Here is a 17,251-nt window from a genome sequence, read left to right on the forward strand (position 1 = left end):
GGCTATTCCAAGCTGATGCCTGCCCGGCGCTGATCTGGGGCGATGCGCCGTAATGGAGACAGTCTGCCCGGTATTCACCTCGTTAATGCCCTCGCGCACGCCGCGCGTATTGCTCTCAGAACTCGGCGCAACATGAAGGAAACGGGTAGGGGTTCGGTAACTCATGACGTTGAGTCGTGGGCAATGTACGCAGGCATGCTACTGGCGAGGCGAGTTCATTTTTAACATTACGCACCTGCGGCTCTGGTTTGTACGTGCCCCTGCTTGTGTCACTGCTACGGCGCCTAGCCAGTATAAAGTAGGAGGCTTGGCTCGTCGGTCGGATCAGATCCGCGGATCACTGACCGGTGCAATGAGCTGAGCCCCCTCATTGCGCACGTTTCCGACATCTCATCCTACCGCAAACCACTCGAACTCTTCGACCCCAACCCCATGCTAAAGCACAAGCCCTTCAGCCTCGTCAGACGCCAGCCCTGGGCTCATCCAGTGAGCATCACACTCCGCCGTTAGAACTAACGGTCTTCGATCATGTATGTCGAGCATTCCGGCATCGCTGGGCGAGGTGATGATCACGAAACCATCGCCGTCTCGTGATTCAGCATGCCGTCCCGCTGAAACTGACCGAGCGCCGCGAAGAACATCGGCTCACCGCTGCGCAGCCTGATGAAGTAGGGCTGCATGATTTTCGGGTTCTGCTCGTGCCATCGCTGGCCTCGAGCACGTCTATCGAGAGGGCTTTTCATTCAGCAAGGCTGAGGTGCTGCTGATGGATTTCAGGCAGCGGGGCGAATACATCGACGATCTCTTTACCGAAACCCAGCCCGCCGCCTCAGAGCGGGTAATGGGCGTGCTGGCCGCGATCAACGCCAGGTGGGGGCGTAACACCCTCAGGCCAGGCCGCGTGCCCACAGCGCCCGACTGGGGCATGCGGCGGGACATGATGAGTCAGTTTCACTACGCGGGTTAATCAGCTGTGGCTGGTGCGGTGCAAGAAAAAGACATGCTATGTGGGTGGTAAATGTAGGAGTGGTTTATAAACGATACCTGTGAGGGACAAAAAAGCCTCCCACAGGTATCAAAAACGCTACCTGTAGCATTCGCCAACTCCATCTATGGTTCATATTCGATACATGTGGCAATGCTAGAAGTATCGTTTTTAAACCGGTCAAATGTTAAGGCGACCTCTTTTCCCAATCATTGCTAGGTGCCCTGTTTCTCCAACAAGGCATCCACGTCAGCCGCCAAGTGCGCGATTTGGACTGCGTCCGACTGCAAAATAACGACTCGTCGATCATCTCGATGAACCCCGCTTTGACTAGTTCGTTAAACGAGCGCATTGCCAACGCCCTTGAACAAGGTATCTCTTGCTCTGCTTGCCTCACTCCAAAGGCGACTGGTCCATTCGGCGACCAATGTCGTTGAAGCAGTGTAATCAAGACCTTGGCTTGCGGAGTCAGGGCTAGGTAGGTCTTGGAGCTAAGAAGGCGGCGCTGGATGGCTACAACGCCGCCCTGCCTATCAAATGGCAGTAATTGCTTCTTCGCCATAGCAGCATCTACAGCTGACTTGGGGGTGTGCGCCCAAGCAATTGGGTGGCGCTATCAGTCTGCTCTTTGCCAACCTCCCGCAGTGGGTAGCAGTGGTCGCTCAGGACCTCGGCTTCAGGAGGGTTCAGTTCGATTTTTTTCGGCCGGTGGCGTGGCTGAAAGTACGAAGACTCTTGGCTACTCGACGCGACGCCGTCCGGGCGTAGGGCGTACCACCCATTAGGGGTTCCGGGCTTGTCGTCTGGCACCCTCAAGTGATGAGTTGCGCCATCTGGTAACCAATCAAACGGCCCAAAGATTCCTTGCAGGGCATCACGGAACAGATTTATCGGATCGTTCACGCGGCCCCCTTCAGCGGGGTGAACCGCTCGACACGGCTGTGTACGCACCATGTAAAACGCTTGGCCTGCGCTAGGCTGATGTCGTCCCCGGTCAACAAAGGCGCTAAGATCCGGGCGATCTCAGAAGTGGCGTCGATGCCCGACGGGCTATGTAGCACGCAGCTTTGGTAGCTTGCCGTCTTTCCCATGTCAAAACGCCTCGCCCAGTTGCTCAGCGATCCATAACTCAACCTCGACAGAGTTCCAGCCCACAGCATGCGCTCCGGCGATCCGATGAGATTTCGGAAAACGGCCGTCCTTCATCAGGTCGTAAATTGTGGTGCGTCCAAGGCCAGTCCGGGCCTTAACGGTTGGCAGGCGCCAGATACAGCGTAAGTTTTGTACAGCTACGGTCATCGTCGGATTCTCAAGGAGCGTCGCGTTGTGCGGCGGACGATGCGTAATCTATGTGGATGAAATGGAGCCCACTAAACCACTAAATGGGGCCTTTTAGTGGTAGTGAATCTCCAAAGCTGTCCATGAGGAGCTGAAGTTCGAGATCGCTAAGCATCTCAATGTTGCTTTCATGCTTCGTTAGCGCGCGCTGTGCTTGGCGGTCTGAAGCTCCATCGTAAAGGGCGGCGGCGTCTTCACAGGCGGTTTCCCAAGCGATTCCTTTCCGTATGCGGATTAACGCAGCCGCTGCTAAGCAGCGATCACGATCAACTATGCTGTCATCTGCTGGGCGCCCCCGGTTTCGGCGCAATAGCAACTCTGCATCATCTTTTCCCGCACTACGTTTCAGAGCTTGTTCGAAAACCACCGTTAGGTAGCGTTCGAGCACCCTCAGATCGTATGGCTGAGCTGCCGCCATTCGCTCAGAGAAGTACTCGATTAGGCATCGCTCTGCGTAACGCTCACCATCCAGAGCATTTAAAAGCCCCTCTTCGAGCTCATCAGAAGTCGTATCTGCCCACCTGGGCACTGATTGCTCCCGAGTTAAGCCAGCTCGAGTAGGCTTAGTCATGGGCAGTTCTCCGAAGCGCAACGATCGCAGCCGGCGCTTGGGTCGCGTATTTAGCCCAGTCGGCCATCAGGGCTCGGCGCTTCTCAAAGATGTCCCCTCGCCAGTAGGCTGCTTCAGCTCCTTCTGCAATTTTGTGTGCAAGTGCCATCTCGCAAACTTCGCGCGGGTACTGGGTGCGCTCGGCTGCCCAGTCGCGGAAGGTGCTGCGGAATCCATGCATAGTTAGATTGCCGCGTCCCATCCGGCGCAGTCCCATCAACATCGCCAAATTAGAGAGGGGACGCCCTTGCCTTGCGCCAGGGAACAGATAGGGACTGTTGTCGATGCGAGGTAAGCCTTCAAGCACCTTTTGGGCAGCACCGGACAGCGGGACGCGGTGATCTTTGCCTGCCTTCATTCGAGCTGCAGGAATCGTCCAAGTATGCGATTCCATGTCAACTTCATCCCAAGTCGCGCCCAATACCTCAGATGTACGGCAAGCAGTCAGGATCGTCAGCCGTATGGCGGCATAGCTTAGAGCCTCGTGCTTGGCTAGCTCTTCCATGAAGGCCGGAAGTTCCGGCCAGGGTAGGGCGGTGTGATGCTCGACGGCGCGCACCTTAGCCCGTTTCGGCAGTAGTTTGTCTAAGTGTCCGCGCCAGCGTGCCGGGTTTTCTCCGTCGCGCAGGCCTCGCGCCTTGGCTGCATCAAGGACCAATTCGATACGGTTTCGCACCCTGCTGGCCGTTTCCGTCTTGGTGTTCCAGATCGGTTGCAGGATCTCCAGCACGTGCGTAGTTGCGACTTCAGACACAGGCAGGTGGCCGATGATCGGCTCGGCATACGTCGCGAGTGTGTTTCCCCACTGCTGGGCGTGCTTTGCGTTTTTCCATCCAGTACGGTGCGCGGCTATGTAGTCGGAAGCCGCTTTCTTGAAGGTAATGGCTTTGGCGGCAGCGGCCCGCTCGTTCGCTCGCAAGGCTTCACGGCCGGCATCCCGTGCCGCCATAGGGTCCGTACCCGTGGTCAGCAGTTTGCGCTGGTCGGCAGCTGCCAGGCGGGCGGCCTTCAATCCCACATCAGGAAAGCTGCCCAATCCCATTTCTCGGCGCTTGCCGTTGAGCTGGTAGCGCAATACCCACGACTTTCGCCCGGTGGCTTTCACGACGAGGCGCAGGCCGTCGCCATCTTCATAAGTTCCTGGTTCGGCCAGGTTCTCGACTTGCTTGGGGTTCAGCTTGCCCATGCTGTGTTCCATCTCCCTAATCGCGTTCCCCCACTTGTTCCCCCACTGAACTGTGGAAAGGAGCGAGACGGGACGTACATTCACGGACGGATAATAGGCTGGAAGCCCCATAAAATCTAGAGATTCAGGACTCGGGCGAAATCGGACGGACTATGGATAGGCGGACTATCTCTCCGCCACTATCAAAAAAGCCCTGTAATTCAATGAGTTACGGGGCTTTTTCTTTTCTGGTTCTACTACTCGTTTCTACTACTCACATGGAGGTGAAGGGATGAGCTACATCCAGGACATTAAGAGCCTTGAGCATCAACATTACCTGCTAGCAGGCTTGTTCTTTGCTGCAACTCTTGCACCCGGCTTCCTCATAATTTTCCATTTCAAGCCAGAGCTGGTCGAAAAATACGATTTCTTCAAGCTTCTGCTGTTTTCGATGTCTTTTACCGTTCCGTACCTTCTGATCCATGCGTCACAAATGGCTGCTTCTGGGGTCTTTGCGGGACTTGGAGAAAGGGATCTCAAGGCGGGGCTTGGTATGGCCTGCTTTGCCTCGTCGCATGTTCTCTTAGTAGCGCTACTACTAACTTATTTTTTTGGCCATTCTTTCAAGATGTTCCTAATCAACATTGCGGTGCTAACACCCGTGTCCTTTGTGCTCTTTTGGTTATCCGCTCGCACAGAGCGAAAAAAGAAAGCCAATCTGGCAGATGCCGACGTGGGTTGAGCCGGTCCTGCTTTATGGCTAGCTGGCTACATCGTGAGGGGCGGAGCAATCTGCCCCTTTTCTTTGCGTGTAAACAAATCACCCGACAGCCTGCATTGAGCGTAAGGGTGTCTCGCTTATACTGTACGCATATACAGTGTAGGTGGCAGTCATGCGGGACGACGATTTAGAAGAGCTGGCGTTGCTACTCGGCTCACCCTCAGAGGCACAGATGTGGAAGCAGCACAGCCGACTAGTCGAAGCCGAGCTTTGCATCGTGCAAACGGAGTTGAGCAAGGCCCGCCGTGACCTTAAACAGCTTGCAGACTTGTACCAGGGGGTAGCGGATGAGCTTGCACGGCTGAAGGTTGCGCATGAGGCGTTAGGCCGGGAGAAGAACCGGGTTTACGTGGAATACGTGGCTCTGAGCAATAGAGTTAATTTTTCCGCTACGGGACACGCTCAGTAGCATCGATGGCTTTCCGACTGTATCCCATGATGTCTTTTTGATACTAAAATGCCTGGGGCAACCAACGGAATGAAACGATGAGTCTAGGCAGTGAGCAGTTAACGATCCTAAACCGTGTAGGGATACTTTTTCTAGCTTCTCTAAAAAAGCAGGCAGGAGTAGTTTCCTATTTAATAGTATTGCTGACACTCTCCGGATTAATAGCAAGTTACTCGAATCATTTTTTGGGAGTCGTAGTAGCTGTAGCTGGGATTTACTTTCTTCTCACCTACAAGTCTCAAAAGAAGTCGCTGCGTAGGCTTTCTCTATTCGCCAACATTCTGGGCTCGAATACGGAGTATCCTGAATTTAGATTTAGGTGGTATGACCCTGCCTTGTATTCTGTTCCCGATTACATCGAAAAGAAAGAGATGATAATTTGGAGACTATTGGTGCTTTGCGGGCTTGAAGTGATCTATGAGTATCAATCTGTCTTAGGCCGAAAGAAGTTGCAAGCGGTCCAAAAGGATGACTATGGCTATGTAGTAAACAAGAAGTGGAATAAAGAGAAAGACTACTTCATAAAGCAAGTGATACTTCACGAGTTTATGGAGCATGGGGGATCATTTCAGACAGACCTTGAAACATCTCGGGCGTATGCAAAGCTTCTCAGTGGCGCGAGTGGAATCATCGACGAATGGCTGCTATGGATAGACAGCATTGCTGATGAATGGCGGGACGAAGAGCAGCCGTGCTTTGACTCTTCTATGTCTGGTCATGATTATGAGAGGTATCTGGCCGAGTTAATGACGAAACTGGGGTGGGACGCACAAGTCACGCCTGGGTCTGGTGACCATGGTGCTGATATCATTGCAACCAGAGGAAACAGGCGGCTAGCCATACAGTGCAAGTTGTACTCAAATGCAGTGGGAAACAAAAGCGTACAGGAAGCGTATTCTGCTAAAGGTTATTACGATTGTACCGACGCTTGCGTAATAACAAATTCAGTATTTACACCCGCTGCGAAACAGGCGGCAGGCAAGCTAAATATTACGTTGCTGCATCATGATGATTTGGAGCCGTACTTGGCGGCAATGTCTAGCTAGCATTATAAAAACTCACCGAACCAATCCGCCGTCAGGACAGCACTACTCTTGCCTAATATGCAGCGCTTCCATTCCTGAGAATATGGCGAGGCTGGAGACCTTTTAAGCTGCCCCAGAATGCCGGGCAAATATCACCGCCAAACGGTAGAAATATCTACTGCTAGGCGTGCTGTAAGGCTGCTCATTGGCGTGCCTGTGGGGGAGTGCGGACATCATAGAGAACGTCGTTCTATGGTGCTGTTTGACCACTCTTATAGGGCTTTTCGGCTGCGTTTGAGGGGTGTTTGGCAGGCATAAAGAAGCCCCACCATGACGGCAGGGCTTTTGTGTGGCTGAGCTTGGGTTTACATCGTTGCTTTGACCCGCTGCACAGTGCTGATACCGACACCAAGTGACTCTGCTGCCCTACGGATCGACAGACCGCTATCAAGTGCTGCCTTGATCGAATCGGCATCTACCCTTGGCTTGCCACCTTTGTATTTGCCTGCGGCCTTGGCTACCTGAATGCCTTCCCGCTGGCGTTCAAGCATCATCGACCTTTCAAACTGGTACACCGCACCAAGCATAGAAAGCATCAGGTCTTGCATGGGTGACTGCTCACCTGTGAAGCTCAAACCTTCTTTGTTGAATCGAACCGCTACGCCTTTATTGTTGAACATCTTCACCAGGGCGAGGAGATCTTCAAGGTTACGGGCCATGCGGCTGATGTCGTGGACAACTACCGTGTCACCTTCCCGAACGTATTCGATGAGAGCTTGCAGAGCGGGGCGGTTGGAGTCCTTACCGCTGCACTTGTCCTTGAACTCTTTGTCGAGCTGAAGACCATCAAGCTGACGCTCTGTGTTCTGGTCCACCGTGCTGACTCGAACATATCCGACTGTAGCCATGATGTTGCCCCTTGCTGTGTTCATCTACGTCTTAGATGTTTGCAGTGTAGAGGCAAAAGCCAATGAACACAACCTATTTGAATACACATATAGCAGGCGAGACGGGATTGGCTGTGTTCAGCAATTCGTGTTCAGCAGCCTATGGTCTGTTGGGTACACGCTAACGGCCTGCCTTCGCTTGTCGGTTTGCAAGGGATTCTGTCCTGTACCATGATGGCTATCTGCAATCTCATCCAAGGAAGGGCAATGTCATGAAGAAATTTCCACTGCTTTTAGGTCCTGCGTCTTTATTCTTCATCACGGTGGTCGCTAGCGCCCAGTCCAAAACATCGGAGCCGTACGTTCCAGACGAAACATGTAAGACGAGCATGCAAACGCTGACTAATAACGTATCTAATGAAGAAAAAGCTGACATTGAGCGAATGGTGACTTCAGGAGGCATTTACAGTGTTTTCCGCTTAATCCTAGGAAGAGACAGCTTGCTTGCTGATTTCCGGCAGGAACTGGGAGATTCAGAGTTCAACAGGATAGCGTTGGAGACTCATGACGCCTTAGACGTCGAGCAAAAGAGGTATTGGAGTGCCTATGTTGACTACAAGGAAGCGCTTGATCGAGATTTAAGAAAGAAGTATCTATCGAAAGAATATGTTTATCAGCAAGAAGTCCGGAGCCTCATAACTTGCGGGCTGAAAGCCGTGTACCTTGATCCTGATCCCGACGCAGCAACCTTTAGGGGGCTTGCAAGCTCGTCATACCGGTCTGGCCGCTTTGGTCACTTTCGCACAGCTATCAACACTTGTACTGTCGCGAAGTCTGTAGGGACTGGAAGTCAATATTTAGAGCCAGAGCGATGGCAGGGAAGCCAGTTTGTAGTATTGGATGTCTCGTTCAAGAACGAGGATACCGAGGGTAGGTTGCCCTTTGAGGGCGCGCTAGTGATAAAGCAAACAGACGGAAAGAAGCTTCGCTATGACAGCTCGGAAACGATCATGGCTGAAGGCTACGGTATTGGGTTCAAGTCGGTGAACCCGTTTATCACGATGCCGACCAAGCTCGTTTTCCGCATCCCTGATGACATTACTGGGGAGGTGCTTTGGGAACCGGGAAGAAACCCAGACGGTAAAAAGCTCTGGTGCACATTCCTGAATAATGGCTCACCTGTTGGCAGTAAAGCCCGTTAACGAAGCATGCGCATAGGTTGCGGCATGCAGATCGAGAAAGCTGGCAAAGCTATTCGGGTCGGTATGGCCACCGACAATCGTAGACCCTATCGTCAGTGACTCATTAACCCAAAGGCACGCGTGAGCCTTCAGTAGCTCGCACAGGCTGACGCTCGATAGTGATACGTCGCTTTGTATCAGTACGTTGATTCGTTCGCCTGGAAGCTGTTGCACGACTGAGCGCTTAGGGCTGAATACGGATTGTATTGCCTCGCTCGTTTCTGGCGTCGGTTGCAAGACCAGCCAATAGTAATGACTCATAGATGACCCCTCGCACTCAACTGTTTAAGTGCAGTCACCTGCCGGGCGTTGTCATCAACCTTTGATTCGATATGACCGATACGATTCTCAAGGTACAAAAGCGTCTGACCTTGAATGCTTGGTGGTGTTGTTGGTTGCAAGTGAATGGCGATGTAGGCCAGACACACGAGTTGAAGTGTCAAGACTGTTGTTCTGTACAATTTTTATATCCTCTTCTTGTTATGTTGTTGCAGAAAGCTGGCGGGGAAGCCATCAGGCTTAGCCATATAGGATAAAGCCCCAGAGAACATCAGCGTTCTGAGGTGGCAGTGATAGAAATGCAGGGGAGGGCAAACCCCCCGGCTGCTGTTTCCTATGTGTTTGTAAATGTCTAACGACTACGGCATTCCCTGATCCAGTTTCCAAGCTCACGGCCTAACCTCTTCGTTTCTTCGCTGTACTCCTGCTTTACTTCTTGCTCTTCTACAAGTACCTCAGAAGGCCGTTCAGGAATGGCTTCGATAGCCTCCTTTACAGCAGATTCTTGCAACTCAATTGAACGATCAGGTTTAGTTGATGGCATAGGGGTAGTAGAAGGAGGACGTTCTTTTTTCTTCAGTAAACGAAGGTATAGCTCCTCTTTGTTGAGCGACATACTATTTGCCCTCCTTTGTGATAGAGGCAAAGTAGGTTTGAGCTTCTTCAAGAGCCTTGGCTTTAGCTTTCTCTTCCTTTTTGTTCTCAGCATCTGCGGCTTTCTTTTTCTCAGCTTCGTACAGCTGGGAAGCAAGAAGCTCGACTTGAGAAGCGTTCCAAGATTCGATTTCTGCTCGATACTCTTCTTCGATCTTTACGGTTAGAGCGGCAATGTCAGCGTCAATCTCTCCTTGTGGGCGATAGAAGTAAGCACGATAGTATCCCGGCGATGCCGAGGCTTCATATGCGTGGGGGAACAGAGGACGGCCTTCCTTCTCAAGCTTTAGCGTAAGCTCCAACAACATCTGCAATGTTGGAGTGCTTTCGATCACTGCTGCTTGATAGCGCCAAGCGCCGTGCTCATACTTACCTTCGAGATATTCAGCCTTCGCTTTCGCTACGCGCTCTGCAAGCTGTTGAGCATCGAATACCATCGGGCGTTGTACGTGTTTTGAGTTGATGTTTTGAGTTGTGGTGTTAGTCATCTTGCATTACCTCTTTGGTTTTTGAATGGGCAACAGTGCCCTATTGAATGCACTTCGTTAGGAAGAGCAAAATCTGGTTATGTATATCGTTTAAACTGCTGAAAGCCCCGTGGCACTAAGTGTTGAGGCAGAAGTGTTGTAACGTGCAATTACTACTGTAGCTGTGATGCGTTTTACTTTAAAATGGTACGAAATCCGGTTCGTCGTCCCAGGGGCTTGCAGGAGGAGAAGGAACATAATCATCTCCGACCTGATAATAATGGTCGGGGTAGTCGTTCAGCCCTCTGCACTCAGTGAAGTGAGCATCATCATAGAAGCTGGCTACCTGTAGGGATTCCTTCTTACTCTCAATCCACCAGTACAAGAACTCTGCATCTACCAGACCAGCGTTATGTAGAGCTTGTTTGTTAAGTTCGGTTTGCATTGTGAAGATTTCTAAGTCTTCTTGAATCCAAGATGCGTGAGTTAGCCAGTCAGAACCGTGATCGTTTCTTGAATCGTGATGGTCTAAAGTCGTCAGCTCCAGATACTTACGAAGCGTATTGCTGATTAGCTTGCGATCAGGCTTGGCACCTTGCAGGACGTTGAATGCAGTGAAAGCGGCAAAGTCTCGAAGATCACTACCATCTTGTTCAGGCTTCAGGCGTACAGGGTAAAAATAAGAGCCGTACACAAAACCACCAATGGCATCAAAACCACCTTGATCTTTCTGGCTCATCAACCAAAGAGATACGCACCGAACAGCGTCAGCTGTGAACCTGTAATCGCTACTTTTGGCAGGGTCTTGGCACTGCTCTGCAAACCGCTCCAGCTCTTCGAGGTACACGACAAGCGTTCGGCGTGCTGTCAGACTCAAGGTGAATAGCTCTTGCTCTTGCAGTGAGGCGTAGAGCTTTCTAAGGGCTGTCATACCCATACGTTCAAGCTCAAGTAGCGGAACCTCGCATTTGGGAAACTCCGTCTTGATCTTCTTCGCTAGTCCGAAACGCTGACTCTTACGAATAGGGTGTTGCTTTGCATACTCTACGAGCTTGGTGCCTAGATACTTTTGCACCTTCGTCAGTACGGCCTTGTCAGATGCGTCCTTATCTACAAGCCACTTGGTTTTCAAGCTACTGCGCTTGATGCACAGGCCAGCACCCTGTACCTCCGTAGCGCCGTATACCTGATTGGCAAGGCTGCCGCCTATGAAAAGATTCTGATGATGTAAAAGCCCTACAGTGTCTTTACCTTGGGAAGGGTTTATGTGGCAAAGATGGAATTTCGATTTTTGTTTGTCTGCATTCCAACCGTAGCATTTGAAGCGACGGCGATACACCGAAAACAATTCGATCAGATCAACATCTTGTAGAATCTCTACTGTGCCAGCTCGCTTGCATTCACGACTTACCCACAGCCATTCATCACATGCTGGAAGATTGGCAATGCGCTTAGATGCTGTTTTGGTGTTACGTGCTTTAGTGCGGCAGGAGACAGAACAGAATTTAGCGGCGTATTGGCTGGTGCTGAATTCAGTGTTGCAGTGTTGGCAGACTCGGGTTCGTACTACTGGCATTTTTATTATCCTCAAGATATGGGAATTGATGTTCTTGTTTGCAAATCAGTTTATTCAGGAAGTGAGTGACGTTGCCTGTCTCTCCACTACGTTGATACAGATCGAGAAGCACTGATGCCGCTTGGTCACTGAGCTTAACTTTCATTAGATTTACTCTTTGTTAAAAGGCTGGATGGCTTGTGGTTACTGGCTTACAGGCATATGTGTTGTTATGCGTAATTACTACTGTTCTATTTTCAATGTTTTGAACTCCTCCTTCAATTCTTGCTCCACAATCCAGGCCTGTAGCTGCGACAGGACGACCGATGTAAGGCTTCGTCCGTTAGCTACTTCCCTGAAACGATCCAGCAGTGACTCGTTGTATGTGGTAGTGATCTTCTTCGTAGACTTAGGTGCGTCTTTCATTATCGTCAGTCATCAATCAGAGCCACCGCGAACACTTCCATCGCTGCCAGTTGAGTAGGGTCTTTGATCTTAAAGAGCAGAGAGCGAATAGCTTGCTTTTGTTGGTAGCGCTTGACACAACAGTTGTTGCTGCAAGTGACGTGGTTTTTGCGATGTGGTGTAAATAGCTCGTTGCACCACGCGCAGCTGATTTGTTTTTCTTCGGACATGGTTTTCCTCCAGTGGTTAGGATAATTAACAGTTAGTTTGGATCGAGTACGGACGGAGTTTCTTTGACGCATAAAGAAGCCCAACAGTTTTAAATGCTGGGCTTCAAGGTAAGGGTGAAAGACTCAAGGGACCAGCTTGAATCTTTCAGACACCACTGCAAGAAGAAGTGAGGAGTGATGTCTATACTTGAAAGCAGTCCGGCCCATTCGAAAAATGAACTGGTTGCTCGTTAGTATTTGTGGAGCACCGTTTTCACGCTGCTCAGTAGGTAAAAACCTCCTGTTAAGGAGGTGCTGCAAAGCCCTTTGTAGCATTCTAAACTCTTTTCAAAAACTTGAATGCCGGGCACAGCAAAACATAAATGAGGTAATTTTTAATTGGGAGTCGGGGTGTTTAAAGCGAAAGTTTTGCGTAGAAAAATAAAGTGTTCAGTTAGTTCTCTAGCTATATGTAAATTATCTCATATTATACTGGTTAATGTCAAGTAGTTAGGGTTTCACTTAGTTGTTGTTGAGCATAGTGGTAAGGCTGAAAGCCTGATGTAATAAGGCTTGTAGCCGTATTGGCTGATTATAATTATTTTCACTCCAACCATTGTTCCGACAAGCGGTAGTCGGTATGTGGTGAGTGTTTAGTATTAGATGCTATTAAATTTATGTATTTACTTTTATCAGCTTATACATCCAAGTAGATCAGAGAAGGAAACCAAGTAAAAGAAATCAATACCCAGCCATACACCGTTCCCCATTGTTTAGTGGGTAGCATCTTCTCAGATACAAGTGCTTAGACTGAATTAAGATTCTTATGCTTGAAACCTTCCGAGACCTGAGCCGAGTGCGTATTGCTACGCCATCCAAGTGAGTCGTCGTTAGTGAGAATAAATTCTCCAGAGTCGGTCGGCTAAGCCGCTCTGCCAAGTCATAGGACGTATGCTGCGCCTATGATTACCCCCGTGCATTTCACATAGCCCAGAAAGGCTAACAGGACGTTAGGGGAAACGTATCGGCTGTGCCCACACCACGATAGCCGATCTAGTACGAGAAACAGTCGCGGTCGGACGCAGGAAGCTTACGCCACCACGCTTTACCCACCAATTTCAAGGAAGGCATCTATTTTAAACTAAATATTAAATACTGACAAACAAAACTTGCATATATTTATCAACTATGATTGTCCCGCGCTATAGCGCATTAAATCGCCTTATTTGGCTGTAGCTGAGTCGCCGCACGACTGAAAAGCCTATCGTCGTTTTTAACTACGATTTTCCCCACGAAAAAGGCTACTTCGTTCGATGTTCAGGGGAAGGCGAAGGACAGTAAACCAATCACCTTGGCTTTCTGTTCCAAACTCGGACCCTTTGAGTAAAGATCGAACGTAATCATTCCCGTCTCGTGTCCGAACAATCCCGGCATCACTGCCACGTCCGCACCTGCTTGATGCACGAGAGTGATAGCGGTCTTCCTGATGCTGTGGAACACATGCTCTTTTCCGAACCCTGCTGCTGTCTTCAGCCGCCCGAAGCGTTTGCTGAGCGAGTCCAGGCGATTCCCATATTTATTATTGCCACCGGGCAACAGGTAGCCATCTGGGGAAGCTTCAAGCAGCGACGACACAAGATCAGCAATCTGAGGATGGATAGGTACCTCTCGGATACCAGCGGCACTCTTGGCTTCTGTGATCGAGAAGCTGATGGGCACACCGTCTTTAAAGGTAAGGTTGTCGCGGTGAATCCTGCCAATCTCTTCAAGCCGAGCGCCTGTGTACGCACCCAGCGCAATCAGGTCAGCTAAAGGTTGGTCTTTCTTTTCAACTGCCAGAGCGTGCAGGTGTTCAACGTCCCCCTTACTGAATGCATCCCAGCTCACAGCCTCGCCTTTGATCGTTGGATAGTCGTGATCGGCAAAAGGATTGGGCTGGCCTTTGTATTGTTCCCGCCAATCAACATCGTGCTTACAAGCCCATTTCCAAAAGCTGCTGCATGACCATGCGTGTTGCTTCTTAGTTTTTGAGCTGAGAGCGTTCCCGGCCTTGTCTGTTAGCTGATCGAGGTAGGCCGACACCGTGTCGAAGCTCACCGGCTTGCCCGTCTCGTTCAGATACTTTGAAAACTGATCCACTCGACGGGACATCTGGTCGATGGTCTTTGGCTCGATGCCTTTGCGCTCTTGATATAGGCGGAAGGCTTCGATTCTTTTCTGAGTGATGGGGGAGCGGGGCTTGTATACGGTGTGGTCCGCCATGATGCGCATGGCTTCCTCGGTCTCTTCCTGAGATAGCTCGTACTCATCTGCTGTCACTGAGGCTTCAATCTCCCCGAAGAACGCCACCATCTTTTCGACTAGCTGGGCACCGCTGCCGGGGTTCAGATTTGGCAGCTCATCAAGATAGTGCTGGAACGTTACGACAACCTTTTCAGCCAAGTCGGGCCTACCAGCTTCGATAAAGCCTTCAACCACTTCCCGCAATCCTTCGATCCACGATAAATCTACAGGTCCGGTAGCGCTGGTTTGAGCCTTGCTGAACAGGTTGAGGATTCGCCGTTCTTTATTCTTCTGTTGCTCAACCGACTGTGCGTGCAGCTCCTCACGCCATGCGTCCCCTAACAGGGCTTTCCGTTCTTTAGCGTCCCGTATCTCCGCTTTCCATTTCGCCAGCCACGGCAGGCGGCGTTCCATTGCTTCTGAGCGGCGAGCGGTTTTCAACGAGCGTAGAAATACTCGGCTACCACCAAAAGCGGGACGCACTCCCTCGGGAATATCCAAGCGCACGTACCATGTCGATTCTTTCTTTTTCTGAAAAATATGGTCTGCCATGATCCACGCCGGGGCTGAGTGATAGAGTGGGTTCTACTACTCAATTCTACTACTATTGGCGCTGGAAGGCCCGGAATAGCGTCGTTTCTGGCTTGCAGGGGAGAGATTTTAGAGTCCCTATCTCTCCGCCATTCTTCTAGAAGCCCCGTAATTTCATGATTACGGGGCTTCTTCGTTTCTGCGATTTGGTTTGGTCTGGTGGAGCCATCGCTCCGCGACCGCCACCTCACCCTGCGTCGCCTCATCCTTTTCCGTGGCCGGTGCTAGAGTCGGACCAGAGCTACGCGCGCCTTTCTTCCGAGATGTCCCAGTCTGTTCAGATTGGCTTGCCAGAGAAGTTCTGGCGGCAGAACTATTTGTTTCTATACAAAATATAAATACATATAATATAGTTCGTGCACGTTATCGGCGGGATACGAAAAGCGTTGTCAGGCACGCGTTCGGTGGGTTCGCGGTTCATCATCAGCCGCACGCCAGGCGCTCAAAGCTCTTTTCTCAGGGACATAACCACGTGAAGACCATCAGTGTTCAAGGCAGCATGGGTAACGGCTTTGCAATCGAAGTGGCTTGCGGCAATCACCGAGTACTCATTGATCAGCCGCGCGCCGCGTTCGGTACTGATACCGGGCCGAGCCCTTTGGAGCTGGTCTTGGCGGCGCTTGCGGGGTGCTTCGGAACGATCGGTCGTTTCCTCGCCCACCAGCGCAAGGTGGAGCTGCGTGGCATGCGCTTCGAAGTCGAGGCGGACTACGATCCGGCCGGGTTGCTCGGGCGGGACACCAGCGTGCGGCCGGGCTTCGAGGAAGTGCGTCTTCGGGTGGATATCGATGCTGACATGACGCTGGAGCAAAAACAGGAATTCCTCGCCGAGGTAGAGCGCCGGTGTCCGTTGGCAGACAACCTGCTGCGTGGCACGCGTCTGCACAGCGAGTTGGCAGGCTGAGAGCTGAAGCCGAACACCCGCTAAAGCAAAGGGCAGCTGGGCGCGGAGGGCGCGGAGGGCGCTGAAGCGCTTTGGCGTAGTGGGCTGGACGGTTAGATAAATTGGTTTTTTCGGCGCTGGCGTGCGCGCCCCGTGCGGCAGCACATAGGTAATCCGCGGCAGCGCCGTAGCTGCCTGGTCGCAGGACGGTTCGATGATCGCCGGCCCTGTTGATTTTCGATTCCATTCATCGCATTCGGCCGCTAGGCCCCCAAGGAGTTTTTATGCGCTATCTGTTGCCCTTGAGCTGTTTGGCGTTGAGCTTGTCTGCCCAAGCAGAGCCACTGGGTCCATTGATCAGTGAGGGGATGGCACTCATTCCTCCATTTCAGCAGCAGCTGATGGCCACGGTGAAGTCCGCTGTGGAAAGTGGCGGACCGCAACAGGCGGTGCAGGCCTGCCAGCAAATGGCGCCGCAGATCACTGCCGAGCATAGCGAGGCGCCTTGGCGGGTGGGTCGCACGGCACTGAAGCTGCGCAACCAGGACAATGCCCCCGATCCCTGGGAGCGCGCTGTGCTGGAGCAGTTTCAGCAGCGCGCTGCGGAGGGGGAGCCGCTGCAAAACATGTCGCATGCCGAAATGGTGGACGGTGAGTTTCGAATGATGAAGGCCATTCCCACTGGCGAGGCGTGTCTGGCCTGTCATGGTGGTTCGATCAAACCCGAGCTGGCGGCGCTGATTGACCAGTATTATCCCGAGGACGAAGCTCGGGGCTTCAAGCTTGCGGAGCTGCGGGGCGCTTTCACCCTCAGGCGCGCTGTCGACTAGCCGTCTGCTTTACTGACCTGCCCGTGGCCGCCCGGCTGCGGCGCACGGAGAATGTAGTCATGCATTCGGACAGCGTCTCCACATACAAGCTGTAGCATCCCGCCGCTTTGCTCATGCGCCGATGCGTCCTGCCACGCTGGCCAGTCCAGACGCCGGGTGTAACAAGGCTGATGCCGTCCACAGTCGCAGACGGCAACTCAGGTCGTCGCCAGCGCGATGGTCAGCCAATCATCGTTTCTGCGAATCCTCTTCGTCATCTACGCGCTCGTCGTCTCCGTGAGCGTTTTCGATCGTGTCCTCGGTTAAACGTGGTTGCGGGTCTTCGCCGGTAGGGTTCTGGTAGCCATGTGCGCTTGCCTCGTTGTTGAGGTCCTGCTGGGCCTGGCTGTTGGTGTCGGCCGGCTCAGGCTCGGTCGGCTCCTGATTGGCCGATGCGGCGGTTGCTAGCAGGGCTAGTAACACTGATGAAGCGATGCTCAAGCTCTTCATTTGATATCCCTCGACTGTTTGCGGGCTCCATGTTTCGGACCTGCAGCGGCTGACGTTCGTTCGTGTCTGCTGCTGGACGGGCCGCGCATAGAGCGGTGCTTCCCGACAGGGGTGGGGCACCCAGTC

20 protein-coding genes and 3 pseudogenes are annotated in these 17,251 nt (G+C 52.0%); 8 read left to right on the plus strand and 15 right to left on the minus strand.

Annotated elements, in window-relative coordinates:
• Positions 1 to 393: 393 nt before the first annotated feature.
• Positions 394 to 695: pseudogene (locus tag C1896_07755) on the minus strand (hypothetical protein).
• A 71-nt stretch (positions 696 to 766) separates the two neighbouring features.
• Between C1896_07755 and C1896_07760 the strand changes: the two are divergent.
• Positions 767 to 1,037 (plus strand): annotated as a pseudogene (locus tag C1896_07760) (ultraviolet light resistance protein B).
• Positions 1,038 to 1,172: 135 nt separating this feature from the next.
• On the opposite strand, the gene C1896_07765 reads toward C1896_07760, so the two are convergent.
• From C1896_07765 to C1896_07790, 6 genes and pseudogenes are all read right to left on the minus strand, one after another.
• On the minus strand, positions 1,173 to 1,457 hold the full coding sequence (locus tag C1896_07765; GenBank protein AZZ47571.1) for a hypothetical protein: 285 nt from the start codon (positions 1,455 to 1,457) through the stop codon (positions 1,173 to 1,175).
• A 266-nt stretch (positions 1,458 to 1,723) separates the two neighbouring features.
• A pseudogene (locus tag C1896_07770) lies at positions 1,724 to 1,888 on the minus strand (topoisomerase).
• Positions 1,885 to 2,076: a hypothetical protein gene (locus C1896_07775; GenBank protein AZZ44818.1), complete on the minus strand. Its 192-nt coding sequence runs from the start codon at positions 2,074 to 2,076 to the stop codon at positions 1,885 to 1,887. The pseudogene C1896_07770 and the gene C1896_07775 overlap by 4 nt, the downstream one beginning before the upstream one ends.
• Position 2,077: 1 nt before the next feature.
• Positions 2,078 to 2,284 (minus strand): transcriptional regulator, encoded by a 207-nt coding sequence (locus C1896_07780; GenBank protein ID AZZ44819.1) that lies wholly within the window; start codon positions 2,282 to 2,284, stop codon positions 2,078 to 2,080.
• Between the two features lie 79 nt (positions 2,285 to 2,363).
• Positions 2,364 to 2,894: a hypothetical protein gene (locus tag C1896_07785; GenBank protein ID AZZ44820.1), complete on the minus strand. Its 531-nt coding sequence runs from the start codon at positions 2,892 to 2,894 to the stop codon at positions 2,364 to 2,366.
• Positions 2,887 to 4,131 (minus strand): integrase, encoded by a 1,245-nt coding sequence (locus tag C1896_07790; GenBank protein AZZ44821.1) that lies wholly within the window; start codon positions 4,129 to 4,131, stop codon positions 2,887 to 2,889. The genes C1896_07785 and C1896_07790 overlap by 8 nt, the downstream gene beginning before the upstream one ends.
• A 259-nt stretch (positions 4,132 to 4,390) precedes the next feature.
• On the opposite strand from C1896_07790, the gene C1896_07795 reads away from it, so the two are divergent.
• The 3 genes from C1896_07795 (at position 4,391) to C1896_07805 (ending at position 6,373) form a co-directional block, all read left to right on the plus strand.
• A complete protein-coding gene (locus tag C1896_07795) occupies positions 4,391 to 4,840 on the plus strand; it encodes a hypothetical protein (protein ID AZZ44822.1) in 450 nt (149 codons plus the stop codon).
• A 151-nt stretch (positions 4,841 to 4,991) separates the two neighbouring features.
• Positions 4,992 to 5,288, plus strand: coding sequence for a hypothetical protein (locus tag C1896_07800; GenBank protein ID AZZ44823.1), 297 nt, complete (start codon positions 4,992 to 4,994; stop codon positions 5,286 to 5,288).
• A 77-nt stretch (positions 5,289 to 5,365) separates the two neighbouring features.
• Entirely contained in the window at positions 5,366 to 6,373 is a 1,008-nt protein-coding gene (locus tag C1896_07805) for a hypothetical protein (protein AZZ44824.1), read from the plus strand.
• A 344-nt stretch (positions 6,374 to 6,717) separates the two neighbouring features.
• Here the strand turns inward: C1896_07805 and C1896_07810 are convergent, their stop codons facing one another.
• Positions 6,718 to 7,260 carry a resolvase gene (locus C1896_07810; GenBank protein AZZ47572.1) on the minus strand — a complete coding sequence of 181 codons (543 nt, stop codon included), beginning with the start codon at positions 7,258 to 7,260 and terminating at the stop codon, positions 6,718 to 6,720.
• A 251-nt stretch (positions 7,261 to 7,511) separates the two neighbouring features.
• On the opposite strand from C1896_07810, the gene C1896_07815 reads away from it, so the two are divergent.
• Positions 7,512 to 8,441: a hypothetical protein gene (locus tag C1896_07815; GenBank protein ID AZZ44825.1), complete on the plus strand. Its 930-nt coding sequence runs from the start codon at positions 7,512 to 7,514 to the stop codon at positions 8,439 to 8,441.
• 670 nt (positions 8,442 to 9,111) lie between these two features.
• Here C1896_07815 and C1896_07820 read toward each other — a convergent pair.
• The 3 genes from C1896_07820 to C1896_07830 all read right to left on the minus strand — a co-directional run bounded on the left by C1896_07820 (position 9,112) and on the right by C1896_07830 (position 11,219).
• Positions 9,112 to 9,375, minus strand: coding sequence for a hypothetical protein (locus C1896_07820; protein AZZ44826.1), 264 nt, complete (start codon positions 9,373 to 9,375; stop codon positions 9,112 to 9,114).
• A gap of 1 nt (position 9,376) precedes the next feature.
• Positions 9,377 to 9,901 carry a hypothetical protein gene (locus C1896_07825; protein ID AZZ44827.1) on the minus strand — a complete coding sequence of 175 codons (525 nt, stop codon included), beginning with the start codon at positions 9,899 to 9,901 and terminating at the stop codon, positions 9,377 to 9,379.
• A 178-nt stretch (positions 9,902 to 10,079) separates the two neighbouring features.
• Positions 10,080 to 11,219, minus strand: a complete 1,140-nt coding sequence (locus C1896_07830) for a hypothetical protein (protein AZZ44828.1) — start codon at positions 11,217 to 11,219, stop codon at positions 10,080 to 10,082.
• Between the two features lie 106 nt (positions 11,220 to 11,325).
• On the opposite strand from C1896_07830, the gene C1896_07835 reads away from it, so the two are divergent.
• Positions 11,326 to 11,571 carry a hypothetical protein gene (locus tag C1896_07835; GenBank protein ID AZZ44829.1) on the plus strand — a complete coding sequence of 82 codons (246 nt, stop codon included), beginning with the start codon at positions 11,326 to 11,328 and terminating at the stop codon, positions 11,569 to 11,571.
• A gap of 107 nt (positions 11,572 to 11,678) precedes the next feature.
• Here the strand turns inward: C1896_07835 and C1896_07840 are convergent, their stop codons facing one another.
• From C1896_07840 to C1896_07850, 3 genes are all read right to left on the minus strand, one after another.
• Positions 11,679 to 11,861 carry a hypothetical protein gene (locus C1896_07840; GenBank protein ID AZZ44830.1) on the minus strand — a complete coding sequence of 61 codons (183 nt, stop codon included), beginning with the start codon at positions 11,859 to 11,861 and terminating at the stop codon, positions 11,679 to 11,681.
• Between the two features lie 5 nt (positions 11,862 to 11,866).
• Positions 11,867 to 12,070 carry a hypothetical protein gene (locus C1896_07845; GenBank protein ID AZZ44831.1) on the minus strand — a complete coding sequence of 68 codons (204 nt, stop codon included), beginning with the start codon at positions 12,068 to 12,070 and terminating at the stop codon, positions 11,867 to 11,869.
• Between the two features lie 1,296 nt (positions 12,071 to 13,366).
• Positions 13,367 to 14,884, minus strand: coding sequence for an integrase (locus C1896_07850; protein ID AZZ44832.1), 1,518 nt, complete (start codon positions 14,882 to 14,884; stop codon positions 13,367 to 13,369).
• Positions 14,885 to 15,422: 538 nt separating this feature from the next.
• Between C1896_07850 and C1896_07855 the strand changes: the two genes are divergently transcribed.
• Both C1896_07855 and C1896_07860 read left to right on the plus strand, forming a co-directional pair.
• Positions 15,423 to 15,827 (plus strand): osmotically inducible protein C, encoded by a 405-nt coding sequence (locus C1896_07855; protein ID AZZ47573.1) that lies wholly within the window; start codon positions 15,423 to 15,425, stop codon positions 15,825 to 15,827.
• 272 nt (positions 15,828 to 16,099) lie between these two features.
• A complete protein-coding gene (locus C1896_07860; GenBank protein AZZ47574.1) occupies positions 16,100 to 16,636 on the plus strand; it encodes a glutamate synthase in 537 nt (178 codons plus the stop codon).
• Positions 16,637 to 16,864: 228 nt separating this feature from the next.
• Here the strand turns inward: C1896_07860 and C1896_07865 are convergent, their stop codons facing one another.
• Positions 16,865 to 17,125, minus strand: coding sequence for a hypothetical protein (locus C1896_07865; GenBank protein AZZ44833.1), 261 nt, complete (start codon positions 17,123 to 17,125; stop codon positions 16,865 to 16,867).
• Between the last annotated feature and the right edge of the window lie 126 nt (positions 17,126 to 17,251).

Source organism: Pseudomonadaceae bacterium SI-3 (assembly GCA_004010935.1).
Classification (GTDB): domain Bacteria; phylum Pseudomonadota; class Gammaproteobacteria; order Pseudomonadales; family Pseudomonadaceae; genus Stutzerimonas.